9 protein-coding genes are annotated in these 13,755 nt (G+C 58.8%); 5 read left to right on the top strand and 4 right to left on the bottom strand.

Annotation, left to right across the window (positions count from 1 at the left end; genetic code table 11):
- Nucleotides 1-62: 62 nt before the first annotated feature.
- The gene (locus tag ACA067_RS26650; protein WP_497459225.1) at nucleotides 63-3,200 is read right to left on the bottom strand and encodes a transglycosylase domain-containing protein; all 3,138 of its coding nucleotides are present in this window, start codon (nucleotides 3,198-3,200) and stop codon (nucleotides 63-65) included.
- A gap of 616 nt (nucleotides 3,201-3,816) precedes the next feature.
- Here ACA067_RS26650 and ACA067_RS26645 point away from each other — a divergent pair.
- The 5 genes from ACA067_RS26645 to ACA067_RS26625 all read left to right on the top strand — a co-directional run bounded on the left by ACA067_RS26645 (nucleotide 3,817) and on the right by ACA067_RS26625 (nucleotide 9,453).
- Complete coding sequence (locus tag ACA067_RS26645; protein ID WP_497459224.1) at nucleotides 3,817-5,238, top strand: amino acid permease; 1,422 nt, start codon at nucleotides 3,817-3,819, stop codon at nucleotides 5,236-5,238.
- A gap of 221 nt (nucleotides 5,239-5,459) precedes the next feature.
- A complete protein-coding gene (locus tag ACA067_RS26640; protein ID WP_150745042.1) occupies nucleotides 5,460-5,834 on the top strand; it encodes a GtrA family protein in 375 nt (124 codons plus the stop codon).
- Entirely contained in the window at nucleotides 5,831-6,772 is a 942-nt protein-coding gene (locus tag ACA067_RS26635; protein ID WP_497459223.1) for a glycosyltransferase family 2 protein, read from the top strand. The genes ACA067_RS26640 and ACA067_RS26635 overlap by 4 nt, the downstream gene beginning before the upstream one ends.
- A 1-nt stretch (nucleotide 6,773) precedes the next feature.
- On the top strand, nucleotides 6,774-8,282 hold the full coding sequence (locus ACA067_RS26630; RefSeq protein WP_497459222.1) for a glucosyltransferase domain-containing protein: 1,509 nt from the start codon (nucleotides 6,774-6,776) through the stop codon (nucleotides 8,280-8,282).
- A gap of 205 nt (nucleotides 8,283-8,487) precedes the next feature.
- The gene (locus ACA067_RS26625; RefSeq protein ID WP_497459221.1) at nucleotides 8,488-9,453 is read left to right on the top strand and encodes a glycosyltransferase family 2 protein; all 966 of its coding nucleotides are present in this window, start codon (nucleotides 8,488-8,490) and stop codon (nucleotides 9,451-9,453) included.
- Nucleotides 9,454-9,554: 101 nt separating this feature from the next.
- Here the strand turns inward: ACA067_RS26625 and ACA067_RS26620 are convergent, their stop codons facing one another.
- Genes ACA067_RS26620 through ACA067_RS26610 form a run of 3 tightly spaced genes read right to left on the bottom strand, consistent with a single transcriptional unit; the run spans nucleotide 9,555 to nucleotide 13,725 of the window.
- Nucleotides 9,555-10,961, bottom strand: coding sequence for an ATP-binding protein (locus ACA067_RS26620; RefSeq protein ID WP_497459220.1), 1,407 nt, complete (start codon nucleotides 10,959-10,961; stop codon nucleotides 9,555-9,557).
- The gene (locus tag ACA067_RS26615) at nucleotides 10,958-12,769 is read right to left on the bottom strand and encodes a DAHL domain-containing sensor histidine kinase (protein WP_497459219.1); all 1,812 of its coding nucleotides are present in this window, start codon (nucleotides 12,767-12,769) and stop codon (nucleotides 10,958-10,960) included. The genes ACA067_RS26620 and ACA067_RS26615 overlap by 4 nt, the downstream gene beginning before the upstream one ends.
- Entirely contained in the window at nucleotides 12,766-13,725 is a 960-nt protein-coding gene (locus ACA067_RS26610) for a cytochrome-c peroxidase (RefSeq protein ID WP_497459218.1), read from the bottom strand. The genes ACA067_RS26615 and ACA067_RS26610 overlap by 4 nt, the downstream gene beginning before the upstream one ends.
- Between the last annotated feature and the right edge of the window lie 30 nt (nucleotides 13,726-13,755).

The raw sequence follows: 13,755 nt of genomic DNA, 5'->3' as shown, positions 1-13,755 counted from the left end.
CGGTAAACCGTTGAATATTCGAATCTGAAAAATAACGGAATACCACCTGCTACCGGGTAAATTCAGCGTCGCGAAACCGGATTGGCTGCCGCCACGGACGAACCGTCCACGGGGAGGCACTGTGACGCGCTGCCCGGTTGCAAATACGGCGTCAGAATCGGCGCCATGCCCTTGAGCACCTGAACCGGCAACGCCGAAGTGAATTTGAAGGCTTCGGCCGTGCGCCCGGGCACGAACGCGGTCATGGTGCCGAAGTGGGTATCGCCGATGAAGAACACGAAGGTCGCGGTGCGGTTGATCGATTTCGAGCTGAGGATCCGGCCGCCGGAGCCTATGGCTTCGATGCGGTTGTCGCCGGTACCGGTCTTGCCGCCCATGGCCAATGGTTTGCCATCGGGTGTTATGAAACTGCCGGAGACACGTTTGGCCGTGCCGGCATCCACCACCTGCGACAAGGCTTCGCGCATGGCCGTGGCCACCTCGGACGGCATCACCCGTTTGCCGGCGTCCGGATTACTGATCAATCTGGTTTCATAGGGCGTGTTCGCCGCGAAGTGCAGGCTGTCGATGCGCAGTGTCGGCATCCGTACCCCGTCGTTGAGGATGGTGCCGATCAGTTCGGCCAACGCCGCCGGGCGATCGCCGGAGCTGCCGATGGCGGTGGCCAGTGACGGCACCAGGTGATCGAATGGGTAGCCGACTTTCTGCCAGCGCTGGTGAATATCGAGAAACGCCTCGATTTCCAGCATGGTGCGGATGCGACTGTCGCGGGCACCCTTGTGCCGGCTTTTGAACAGCCAGCTGTAGACCTCCTGGCGTTCGAACTGGCTGGCTTTGACGATCTGGCTGAACTTGGCATCGGGGTTGTTCAACAGATAGCCGATCAGCCACAAGTCCAGCGGGTGCACCTTGGCAATGAAGCCCTGGTCCGGCAAGTCATACGAGCCGGGTCCGTAACTCAGGTACAGCCGCTCAAGACGTTCGTCGGTGAGTTTTTCGGTGAGCTTGGCGCCTTTGAGGTGCGAGCGCACGAAGCGGTTGAAGCTTTCCTGGTCGGCCTGGGGGAATAGATAACGATGCACGGCGGCCATGCGAATCGGGGTCGGGCGCATGCTGTCGAGAAAAGTCTCGAGTCGCGCCCGGGTGTCCTTGTTCTTGTACTTCTTCCAGAATTTGAGCAGGAACGAGGTGCCTTCACGGTCGGCGAACGAGGCCAGGTATTCCTGACGCCGAGGGTCGCGATCGTCCTTGAGCAATTCGGCACTGTTGCTGGGGCCTGAATACGTGGTGTAGCGCACCAGATCACGCATCAGCCGAATGAACGGCAGGTTGATCGACTCACGCAGGGCATCGCGCAGCGTCGGGAGGCGGCCGTTGTCCTCTTTGCGAAAGTTGACGAAGGTGTGCAGCCCGCCACCGGTGAAAAAAGCTTCGCCGGGGCTGGCCGAGTATTTGCGATCCAGCGCGGCGCCCAGCATGGCTTGCAGATTGCGGTCTTTATTCTGGATCAGATAGTCGACGGCCCAACGGCTCAGGCGGTCCTGGTCAGGGACATCGACCTTCTTCAGTTCCGGGATGGTCATCGTTGCGTATTTATCGTGCAGCTCGGCGATGATCTGCAAATAGGTGGTGAGCACGCGCATTTTTGCCGTGGAGCCCAGTTCCAGTTTGCTGCCTTCGTTGATGTCGAACGGCTGGTCGGTGCTGTCAGTCTGTACCCGCACCCGTGAGCCGTCCGGGGTCAGTTCGAACAGGGTGAAGCTGTAGCGTACCTGCGTGGTGCTGGTGGGGGTCAGCAGGCGTTCACCGATCAAGCCGATCTGTGCCGCGAAGGCCGGGTCGGCCAGGTGCTTGAGGTACTCGGTGGCTTGGGCTTGCAGGTCGCCTTGCAAGGTGCTGGTCGCCGAGAGATCGAGGCGATCGAGGTCGTACAGCGGACGATTGAGCAACCCGCCGAGCCGACTGCGCGCCACGCTGATGCCCTTGTTGGTTTCAATCGGCTGGATAGTGGGCTGGGTCAGCCAGTCGCGGTAGGTCACCTTGCTGGCCAACGCCGCTGCCGCGAGGGGCGCATCGATCACGCCATTCTGGGCCAGCAGGCGAATGTGGCTGTCGGTAAGGCTGGCCAATTCATCATGGCCCTTGGTCAGATAATGGGAAGGGCGGCGCTGGGCAATCATCAGTGACAGCATTTCACGCAGGGCCAGGCCTCTTTCCGCCATGCTTTTCGGATCTGTCGCGGCGCTGGTCAGCCGTTCGTTGGCCTCATTGAAGTCGGCGCCGTACCAGACGCGTAAACCTTCGGCCATGCCATGCACTTCACCGTGACCCGGTACGGCCGACAGTGGCACGCTGTTGAGGTAATCGCGAATCACATTCTGCCGGGCCACGAGGGTATCCGGACCGGCCTGATAGGCGCGCACGCTGGCGGAAATCATCTGGCGAATTTTCTCCGCGCCCGAGACGGTCAAGCCATCGGGCGAGTGCCGGTACTTCTCAAGTTGCGTCGCCAGGGTACTGCCCCCCGCCGACTGGCCCGGCAGGTGCAGCAATTTAGCGACCTGGGACCACGCCGCCATGCCGAACCGAGGCCAATCCACGGCGGGGTTGGCCTGGGGCTGACGAGGGTCGAGCAGGAAGCGGTTTTCAATGAACAGCAGACTGCTGACCACCACCGGCGGGATCGCCTCAAAGCTTGAGTAAAGTTGTTGCGGGTATTTGTACTGGTAAAGCGGTGCCGCACGGCAATCGGTGATCGACAATCCAGTTTGAATTTTCTCTGGATAGGGCACGAAAAAGCCCTTGTCGCTGTAGTTCATCAGCGCCTCGGAAAAGCGGGTTTGCGAGGCAATGACGTAGTCACGCTTGAGCAGCCGTGGCAGGAACTCATCCAGGGAGCTGTAGCCCAGACGCAGATCGAAAGGCCCGGCGCCGGGGTAGAGAATGGCGTCGCTGGGACCGGGTCGCATGTCATATTTCAGGGATGAGGCAAATTTGCTGACTTCCCGGGATTGAAACTTCGAGGTACGCATTTCCTTGGCGGCAGCCAGCCCCACGACAATCGCAATAATCAGCAGCAACAACCAAAAGGCCCCCCAGCCGTGCCGGGAACGACCAGGTTTTTCAGGTAAAGGCGCTTCATCCACTCGTTCAGTCGGAACCACAGTTTTACTCGAATCGGTTTGCCATAAAACGCCCATAGTCGACTGATCCATTCTCGCCGATTGTTCGGACTTGTTTGAAGCTTAGACGGTGGTTGGCGTTGGTGAAAAAATTGTGGACACCCAAATGTCATGGATCCACTTTCAATTGTGGCGAGGGAGCTTGCTCCCGCTGGGCTGCGCAGCAGCCGAAAATTCTGTATTCGCGGTTTGTCTGAGAAAACCGGTTCTCTGGTTTTACGACTGCTGTGCAGCCGAGCGGGAGCAAGCTCCCTCGCCACAGTGATTGATGCAGGCTGAAATGCCTTAGCTAGACCTGTCGAGTAGTAAATACTGCCTTGGGAGGGACATGACGACGCACCATTGTCGTGCAATACTCCGCGCCGTTTCCGCAGCGAATAATCCTACACAAGCCAGGTAATGCCCCTCCGCAAACCGCGCCTTTCCCGAGAGTTCTCGCTGAATCTTGTGGTTTATAGAGTGAAAATCCCTATAGGAAGCTTTTTATACTGCACGCCCCGCTGATCTTGCAGGTTTTATCCTGCAAGACGCTCCTGCCCACGAAGCAGGTCCGGTTTCAGGCAAGCAATGGCTTATCGGTCAGCGCTTCGACACTCGGTGGTCATATCCAATAACAAGACGAGGTTGTACCCCTATGCCAGTCGGCAATCACCTGCCCCACGGCGAGACCGCTCAGGGCGGCCCGCTTAAACGCGAACTCGGCGAACGGCATATTCGCTTGATGGCGCTCGGTGCCTGTATCGGTGTCGGCCTGTTCCTCGGTTCGGCCAAGGCCATCGAAATGGCCGGCCCGGCCATCATGCTGTCCTACATCATCGGCGGTCTGGCGATCCTGGTGATCATGCGCGCCCTCGGCGAGATGGCGGTGCACAACCCGGTCGCCGGCTCCTTCAGCCGTTATGCCCAAGACTACCTCGGCCCCTTGGCGGGCTTCCTCACCGGCTGGAACTACTGGTTCCTGTGGCTGGTGACCTGCGTCGCGGAAATCACTGCGGTGGCGGTGTACATGGGCGTCTGGTTCCCCGACGTGCCGCGCTGGATCTGGGCACTCGCGGCGTTGATCAGCATGGGCTCGATCAACCTGATCGCGGTGAAAGCCTTCGGTGAATTCGAGTTCTGGTTCGCCCTGATCAAGATCGTCACCATCATTGCGATGGTGGTAGGCGGTATCGGCGTGATCGCGTTCGGCTTCGGCAACGACGGCGTCGCACTGGGGATTTCCAACCTTTGGGCCCATGGCGGCTTCATGCCCAACGGCGTGCAAGGCGTATTGATGTCTCTGCAGATGGTGATGTTCGCCTACCTCGGCGTCGAGATGATCGGCCTGACCGCCGGTGAAGCGAAGAACCCGCAGAAGACCATTCCCAACGCGATCGGCTCGGTGTTCTGGCGGATTCTGCTGTTCTACGTCGGCGCGTTGTTCGTGATCCTGTCGATCTACCCGTGGAACGAAATCGGCACCCAGGGCAGCCCGTTCGTGATGACCTTCGAGCGTCTGGGCATCAAGACCGCGGCCGGCATCATCAATTTCGTGGTGATCACTGCCGCGCTGTCGTCCTGCAACGGCGGCATCTTCAGCACCGGGCGCATGCTCTACAGCCTGGCGCAGAACGGTCAGGCCCCAGCCGGTTTCGCCACGACCTCCAGCAACGGCGTGCCGCGTCGTGCGCTGCTGCTGTCGATCGGTGCCTTGCTGTTGGGGGTGCTGCTCAACTACCTGGTGCCGGAGAAGGTCTTCGTCTGGGTCACCGCGATTGCCACCTTTGGCGCGATCTGGACCTGGGTGATGATCCTGCTGGCCCAGCTCAAGTTCCGCAAAGGCCTGAGCGCCAGCGAACGTGCCGGCCTGAAATACCGCATGTGGCTGTTCCCGGTCAGCTCGTACCTGGCGCTGGCGTTCCTGGTGCTGGTGGTCGGGCTGATGGCCTACTTCCCGGACACCCGCGTGGCGCTCTATGTCGGCCCGGCGTTCCTGGTGTTGCTGATGGTATTGTTCTACGTGTTCAAGTTGCAACCGACCAACGTGTCGCAAGGCGCGGTGCGTTCGGCTTCATAAGTCGACACGCTTGAAATGCCAAAGCCCCGGTCAAGTGATCGGGGCTTTTGCATTCAGGAAGATCAAAAGATCGTCCGAACGCGGCCCGAACCTTCGGCAGCTCCTACAAAAGCAGACCGCGTCCACGGGTACAAGGAACCGCTGGTCCGAAAGAACATCAGGCCTGTGATTTCTGACAGTAGAAAGGTTCAAAGCCTTATGACGCGCAATGGAGTGGCACCATGAGGCTCTTATGGAAAGGATTTTCCAGTTACACGGTGGTCGGGGTCGCCAATACGCTGATCCACTGGCAAATCTTCTTCCTGCTGAGTGTGGCGGCCGACTTCAGTCAGGCCCTGAGCAACCTGGCAGCCTTCTGCGTTGCCGCCTCTTTTTCCTTTTACATGAACGCGCTGTATACCTTCGATGCCAAGGCCTCGTTCGGCGGTTATCTTCTATTCTTGGGAACCATGGGGGCCCTGAGCCTGGGCGTCGGCCATGCCGGTGACGTGTGGCGGTTTCATGGTCTGCTGACAGTGGCCCTGTTTTCGGCCTTGAGCCTGGTGCTGGGTTTTCTGTTTTCGAAATACGTAGTGTTTCGCGAGCGTGAGCAATGAAAATCTCGTTGATCGTCCCGGTATTCAATGAGGAACAGGCGATCGACCTGTTTTATCAAGCGGTGCGGCGTGAGTTGCGACTTGAACAGGTCGAGTTCGAGATCGTGTTCATCAACGATGGCAGCTCCGACCGCACGGCCGAGCAGATCAAGGCCCTGGCGCAAACCGATGAACAGGTATTGCTGATCAACTTCTCGCGTAATTTCGGCAAGGAGCCGGCGCTGTTCGCCGGCCTGGAATATGCCAGCGGCGATGCGGTGATCCCGATGGATGTAGACCTGCAGGATCCGATCAGCGTCGTCCCGCGGTTGATTGAACAATGGCAAAAAGGCGCCGATGTGGTGCTCGCCAAACGCCGCGATCGCACCGCCGACGGCGTCCTGAAACGCCTCAGCGCGGCGCTGTTCTACCAGGTGCTCAACCGTATCGCTTACACCCGGATCGAAGAAAACGTCGGTGATTTCCGACTCATGGACCGCAAGGTGGTCGATGTGATTCGCGCACTTCCGGAACATCAGTTGTTCATGAAGGGCGTGCTGTCGTGGGCCGGGTTCACCACGGTGGTCGTGGAGTACGAGCGCGCCGGGCGAGTGGCGGGGAGCAGCAAGTTCAATGGCTGGAAACTGTGGAACCTGGCGCTGGAAGGCGTGACCTCCTTCAGCACGGTGCCGTTGCGTTTGTGGACCTACATCGGTGGCGGCATTTCGATCTTCGCGGTGCTGTACGCGGTCTACATGGTGCTGGACAAGATTTTCTTCGGCAACAGCGTCCCCGGTTACCCGTCGTTGATGACCGCGATCCTGTTTCTCGGCGGCGTACAGCTGATCGGCATCGGCATTCTCGGCGAGTACGTGGGCCGCATCTACATCGAAGCCAAGCATCGGCCGCGCTATGTGGTCAAGGACATTGTCGGCGGTAAAGACCGGCTCGGGCTTTAGCATGGGCCGGTTCAAGCGACTGATCAGCGAAGAACTTGGAGGCCGTCAGGTCTGGCTGTTTTTTCTGCTCGCCATCCTGGTGTACGTCCTGCCGCTGATCCTCGCCGACTATCCGTATATCGACGATAACTGGCGTTCGCTCTCGGCGGGCATGGCCTGGGCGGAGCAGGGGCGATTGTTTACCGAGCTGTTTTACAACGTGCTGACGTTCAGCAGCAGCGCGCCGAACATATTTCCTTTGCCGCTGTTGATTGCCACGCTGGCCATGGCCGCGGCGCTGACCCGCCTGACATTTCATTACTACCCGCAGCCGACGCTGGCCTGCTGCCTGGTGGTGTTGCCGCTGTGGTACAACCCCTTCTTCCTGCAAAACCTGTCCTATCAATACGACGGCCCCGCCATGACCTTGAGCCTGGTGGCGGTGATCTACGCGATCACCTTTCGTCACCCTTCGCGCATTCTGCAGTGGCTGGTGCCGTCCTTGCTGGTTGCCCTGGCGCTGGGGCTGTACCAGGTGAGCTTCAATGTGTTTCTCGGGCTGTGTTGCCTCGAGGCACTCAAAGGTGCCAATGACAGACTGGCCTGGCCGCAGTGGTGCGGTCTGCTCGGCTGGAAACTGGCTCAGGCAATCCTTGGCTGCCTGATTTACGCCGTCAGTGCTTATCCGTTCACCCAACACAATCGTACGTCCTTGCTGAACTGGTCGGCCGAGCCGCTGTTGCAACTGCACATCAACATCGGCCGGGTGCTGGAGAAAGTCGTGCTGCTGTTCCACGGCGGATTTGCCTGGGTGTTCGCCGGGTTGTTGCTGTGTGCCCTGGCCGGGGCGGTTTGGCTGGGGCTCAAGGTCGCGGCGCGTCCGGACAGCCCGGGAAAGAACATGCTGATCGGCCTGATCTGTGTGCTGACAGTGCCGGTGGTGACGCTGCTGGTGTCGGGGATGGCGCTGTTTTTCCGCGACTTCAATGAAGGGGCCAGGACGCTGATGGGTTTCGCGGTCCTGTTGCTGTTGCTGTTCTATTTGAGCCACCTGGCGTTGGCCCACATCCACGAGCGGCTGCCACTGCTGCTGGTGATTCCCCTGTTGGCGATGCTGTCGTTGTCGTATGCCTATGGTCGGGTGCTGACGGTGCAGAAAGTCTTCGCTTCCAGCGCGGTATCCAGCATGGCGTACGACATTGCGTCCCGTCGGGAACTGCGCGAGGCCAAGCGCATTTACCTGTCAGTGACCTATTCCGATCACTGGCTGGGGGGCGCTGCGGGCTCGTTCAAGCAGATGCCGGTGTTGCACTACCTGCTGAACATCGACTTTTTGGTGATGGCCGAAAACCTGCCGAAACTGGGCATCACCAACGTGGTGTCCGAGCGGGATCGACGCAACGCAACCCGGGTGGGGTACCAGGGTTACCCACCGTTGCTGGAGAACCAGTACTACCGGATTTATCTGCTGGGCGACTACGGTTTTATCGTCATGAAAGAGCCCGTCCCGATCAAGGTGCTGCACTGGTGAAGCGCGATGGTCATGGGTTCGCAACTCCATCGCCCGATCGAGCGTTGACCTGAACACGCTTGCCTACCTGTAATTTGTGACAGTAGACCGGCATTCGCACCGGTTCTACCCTGAAGTCGTCGAAACGCAGATCAGGAAGCGGCATGAAGGACTTATGGAAAGGATTCTCCAGCTACACACTTGTAGTGCTTCGTGAGCGCGAGGCATGAAGGTTTCATTGATAGTCCCGGTATTCAATGAAGAGCAGGCTATTGGATTGTTCTATCAGACCGTGCGCGAGGATCCGGACTTGCGCGAGTATCAGGTTGAAATCGTATTCATCGACGATGGCAGCACGGATGGAACATCCGACCTGGTCCGTGCGATCGCCTTGGGCGACAGCAACGTGATATTGATCAATTTCTCGCGCAACTTTGGCAAGGAGCCGGCGTTGTTCGCGGGTCTGGAATACGCCAGTGGCGATGTGATTGTCCCCATGGATGTGGATCTTCAAGATCCGATCGACGTCATTCCCCGACTCATCACAGAATGGAAAAACGGCGCTGAAGTGGTGTTGGCCAAACGCCGCAGTCGTGCGTGCGACAGTTATATCAAACGCCATGGCGCGGCGATGTTCTATCACTTGCTCAAGCGGATTTCTTTCACGCCCATCGAAGAAAACGTCGGTGACTTTCGATTGATGGACCACAAGGTAGTAGACGTCATCAAGACCCTGCCCGAACAGCAGCTATTCATGAAAGGTGTGCTGGCATGGGCCGGCTTTCGCACGGTGGTCATTGAGTACGACCGTGCATCGCGAGCGGCAGGCAAGAGCAAGTTCGATGGCTGGAAGCTGTGGAACCTGGCGCTGGAAGGCATTACCTCGTTCAGTACGGTGCCATTGCGGGTATGGAGTTACGTCGGCGGTGCCATTTCGCTGCTGGCGCTGGCCTGTGCGGCTTATATGCTGCTGGACAAACTTCTGTATGGAAACGAAGTGCCCGGTTTTCCCTCGCTGATAACGGCGATTCTGTTTCTGGGAGGTGTGCAACTGATCGGGATCGGCGTCATGGGGGAATACATCGGAAGGATTTACATGGAAACCAAGCACCGGCCCAGGTATGTGGTCAGAAGTGTCGTGAAGGGTGATGCCCCAAGGAGTGAACCCACTCAGCTGAAAAGGATTATCTAGCCTGGGAGCGCCTTGTCCCGGCCGAGTGCTGCCCTGGCTGGGCGCATCTACCTATCGGGTTGTCGGGGCTGACGTCTTCGCGGGCAAGCGGGGAGCGTGTTTCAGGCTGCTGGTTTTGTTTGGTATATAGGTAACTCGACCCTGAACGTGGTCCCTGCGCCAACCTCACTGCGCACCGAAATCTCCCCCCGGTGCTTCTTCACGATGCCATACGACAGCGACAAGCCCAGCCCCGTCCCCTGGCCCACCGGCTTGGTGGTGAAGAACGGGTCGAAGATTTTCTGCAGGCTCTGCGGCGCGATGCCGGAGCCGGTGTCTTGCACCTCGATCCACACCTTTTCAGCTTCATGCCCGGTGCGCAGGGTGAGGGTGCCGCGTTCCGGGCCGATGGCCTGGGAGGCGTTGACGATCAGGTTCATGATCACCTGGTTGATCTGCGAAGGCAGGCACTCGATGTCAGGCAGCTCCTGATACTCCTTGATCACATCGGCCTTGTACTTGAGTTCATTGGCGACGATGTTCAGCGTCGACTCGATGCCCTGTTGCAGGTTGACCCACTGCCATTCCTGATTGGCGTCCACGCGGGAGAAATCCTTGAGGTCCTTGACGATCTGGCTGACCCGGTTGATCCCGTCCTTGGACTCCTTGATCAACAGCGGAATGTCATCGCGCAGGAACTCCAGTTCGACCTGTTCGCGCAGCTGTTGCAAGCGCTCGATAAGCTCGCTGGAGCCGATGGCCTCTTCGGCATCCCGATAGGCGTCGAGCATTTCCTGCAACTGCTTGAAGTAGCCATCGAGGGTGCCAAGGTTGGAAGAAATGAAGCCGATGGGATTGTTGATTTCATGGGCGACGCCCGCCGCGAGTTGCCCCAGCGAGGCGAGTTTTTCCGATTGCACCAGTTGCGATTCAAGCTGTTTGCGTTCATCGATTTCCCGCTGCAGCTCAACGCTGGTTTCCGTGAGCTGCCGGGTTCGGCGTTTGACCATCCGCCCCAAGTGGTCGACCTGCATGCTGGCCCGTTCGGTCATGTCCCATTTGGTCAGCAGGGTGTTGGCCATCTGCTGCACTTCAATATTGTCGAACGGCTTTTTCAGAATCAGCAAGCGGTCGTGGGCGTGCAAGCGATCGAGCAACTCATCCCAGGAATAGTCGGAATAGGCGGTGCAGACCACCACCTGCAGGCGCGGGTCCTGCTGCCACAGGTATTCAATGGTCTGCGCGCCATCCCAGCCCTCGGGCATGCGCATGTCGACAAAGGCCAGGGCGTAAGGACGGTTCTCCTGCAGCGCCCATTTGAGCTTTCCGAGCCCCTCCTGCCCGCCGTACGCCGAGTCCAGCTCGAACAGGGCGCCGGCGGTTTTGACTTCAGTGCCGAACAGCGCCGCTTCCATCTCGTCCAGTTCGACGGTCGGTGCCGGTGTTGGCATGAGTATCTTGCGAAAATCCACATGAATGGACGGTGTATCGTCGATCAGCAGGATACGCCGGTTCGAACGCTCGCTCATGCATGCTCCGGAACGATTTCAAGCGGGATCTGCAAGGTGAATAGCGCGCCTTTGCCCGGTCCGTCACTATGGGCGGTGAGGTGGCCGTTCATCTCGATGGCAGCCAGGGCACAGCTGTGCAGGCCGAAACCATGGCCTTCCTTGCGGGTGGTGAAACCGTGGGCAAAGATGCGCGTCATGTTCTCCTTGGCGATGCCTTCGCCGTCATCCTTGACGCTGACTTGCAGGATCGAATCCTCGACTATTTTTACCCCAAGGGTCATTTGCCGCGGGCGATTGCCCAGCTCGGACATGGCGTACTTGGCATTGCTGATCAGGTTGATCAGGATCAGCAGCAGCCGGTGCTTGTCGCCCATGACCTGCGGCACCTCGCTGTACTCCTTGATCACCTTGACGTGATGCCGGGTCAAGGCGCCTGCATTCATGCGCAGGGCGTCTTCGAGCAGTTCGCTGATGTGCAGCGGTTCCATCAGGTTGTTGGCGCCGGCATAGGATTGCTGGGTGGCGACGATGTCCTTGATGTGGTCGACACTTTTGCTCAGCTGCGCCAGTTCCTCGGTCATACCTTGTTGTTCGAGGGCAATCGCGTCCACCAGTTGATTGAGATAGCCGGGCAGCAATTTACCTTTCTCGTCCTGGGTGAGAAAGGTACCGAGGTCGCCTGGATGCCCGTTGATCAGCTGCATGGCCTTGCCCAGGCCCTGGGCCTTGCTGGCGCGCAGTTTGCGCGAGACCAGGTCGGCGGAAATGTTCACGCTGTTGAGCACGTTGCCGACGTTGTGCAACACGTTGGTGGCGATTTCGGCCATACCGGCCTGGCGCGCAGTGTCGAGCAGTTCGCTTTGGGTGTCCTTGAGCTCGCGGGTGCGTTCTTCCACCCGCAGTTCAAGATCGTCGTTGGCGGATTGCAGGGCTTTGTTGACGCGCTGGATCACCGTGAAACTGCGCATCAGCTGAATCGCCAGGTACACCAGCAACAGCACCAGCAGGACTGAAAACAGCAGCATGTAGAAGTGATAGCGCTGGTCGACCGCGTCGGCCCGCTGCTGATCCTTGTTCAGCAGGCTGGTAATGTCGTCCAGGCGTTCGGCCATGGGAATGGCTTCGATGTTTTGCAGCAACCGATTGACCACCGGTTGTTCGCGCAGGATCAGTGAAATGTGGTTGCTCAGAATATCGATCGGACTGTGGAACTGTTCAGGTAAACGCTCTTTGTTCACCCCCAGTTTGCTCAGCCCGAGCAGAATGTCGGCAGCCTTGTCGTCGGAGATAACCTGGGCGAACTCCAGGCTGCTGAGCAGCAAGTCGTATGTGTCGGTAGCGATGTTCTGCAGTTGCAGTTTGTCGCCGTCCACCAACTGCGCCAGCTGTTGCTGAATGTCGTCCTCGGCAGTGGGCAGGAACGCCAGCGAGTTGCGCAGCACCGCATTGTGCGACTTGAACTGCTCCACCAGCCGGGTCTTTTCCTGGAGGGTTTTCTGGTAAACGTCATGGCTGGCGCGCCAGGTCGGCGAGTCGTTGCGGCCGTGGCTGGACGCCATCGTATCGAATCGTTGCCACAGGTCAGTCATCTCGGTCAGCGGTGCGACCAGCGGGTCGTAGTTGTGGCTGATGGCGATCCTGGCCTTGAGAATCTCGGTTTCCCACTGGGCATTCAACTGTTTGATCCGTCCGATCAGGTCCCGGGACTCGGCGTAGGTCGTGGTCTGGTTCGAGTTGGATTTGAGGTACAGGAACAGCAGCGTCGAGGCCAGCATCACGGCGACGATGCCCAACAGCGCCAGGTTGCGGCGGCGAGAGATCCTCATAAGGGTTTGCCTCCCCATTCACCGGTCAGGGTCTTGAGGAATTTGATGATCAGGTTTTTGTCCTCGGTGGAAGGAATGCGCCCGAGCTGGAACTTGAACATCACGTCTACCGCGTCTTCGAGGGTGCTGGCCGAGCCATCGTGAAAGTACGGCGCGGTCACGGCGACGTTGCGCAGGCTGGGTACCTTGAACACATTGCGATCCTCTTCGTCCCGGGTCACCAGATAACGGCCCAGGTCGGATTCCACAGCCTGGCCCCGAACCTGAAAGTAATCGCCCATCACCCCGAACTTCTGGAACATGTTGCCGCCGATATTCACCCCTTGATGACAGGCGATGCAGCCGTATTCCTTGAAGCGCTGGTAACCGTATTTCTCCTCCCGGGTAAGAATGTCGGTATCACCCAGCAGGTATTGGTCGAAGCGTGAGTTTTTGCTGAGCAGCGTGCGTTCGTAGGTGGCCAGGGCGTTTTGCACATTGTTCATGGTCACGCCGTCCGGGTAGGCGTTGGCAAATGAGGCCTGATAAGCCGAATCGGCGGACAGCGTCTGCACGACGTGCTCCCAGTTGCTGCCCATTTCGCTGGGGCTCTGCACCACTTCGTGGATCTGGGTTTCCAGGGTGTCGGCTCGACCATTCCAGAATTGCCGAAAGTTCAGGCTGGCGTTGAACACGCTGGGGGTATTGATCCCGACCGGAAGACCGGCGAAACCGATGGAAAATGCCTTGTTGTCGGCGCCGCCGTTTTCCAGCTGATGGCAGCTTGAACAGGATAACGAGCTGTTGACCGACAGGCGTGGTTCGTTGAATAACTGGCGACCGAGTTCGACTCGCAGCGGATTTTGCTGGGGCACCGCCGGCAGTGGTTTGAGTGGTTCATCCAAAGGGGCAGCGCCAGCGCTCAGACAGAGCCCGAACAACGGCACCAGAAGCAGGCGGTGAAAGAAGGGCGACATCTGATGATTCCTTGGCCGATGGCCTGTGTA

It is taken from the genome of Pseudomonas sp. LBUM1674 (genome assembly GCF_059695635.1).
This window is presented reverse-complemented; position numbering and strand designations above follow the sequence as displayed.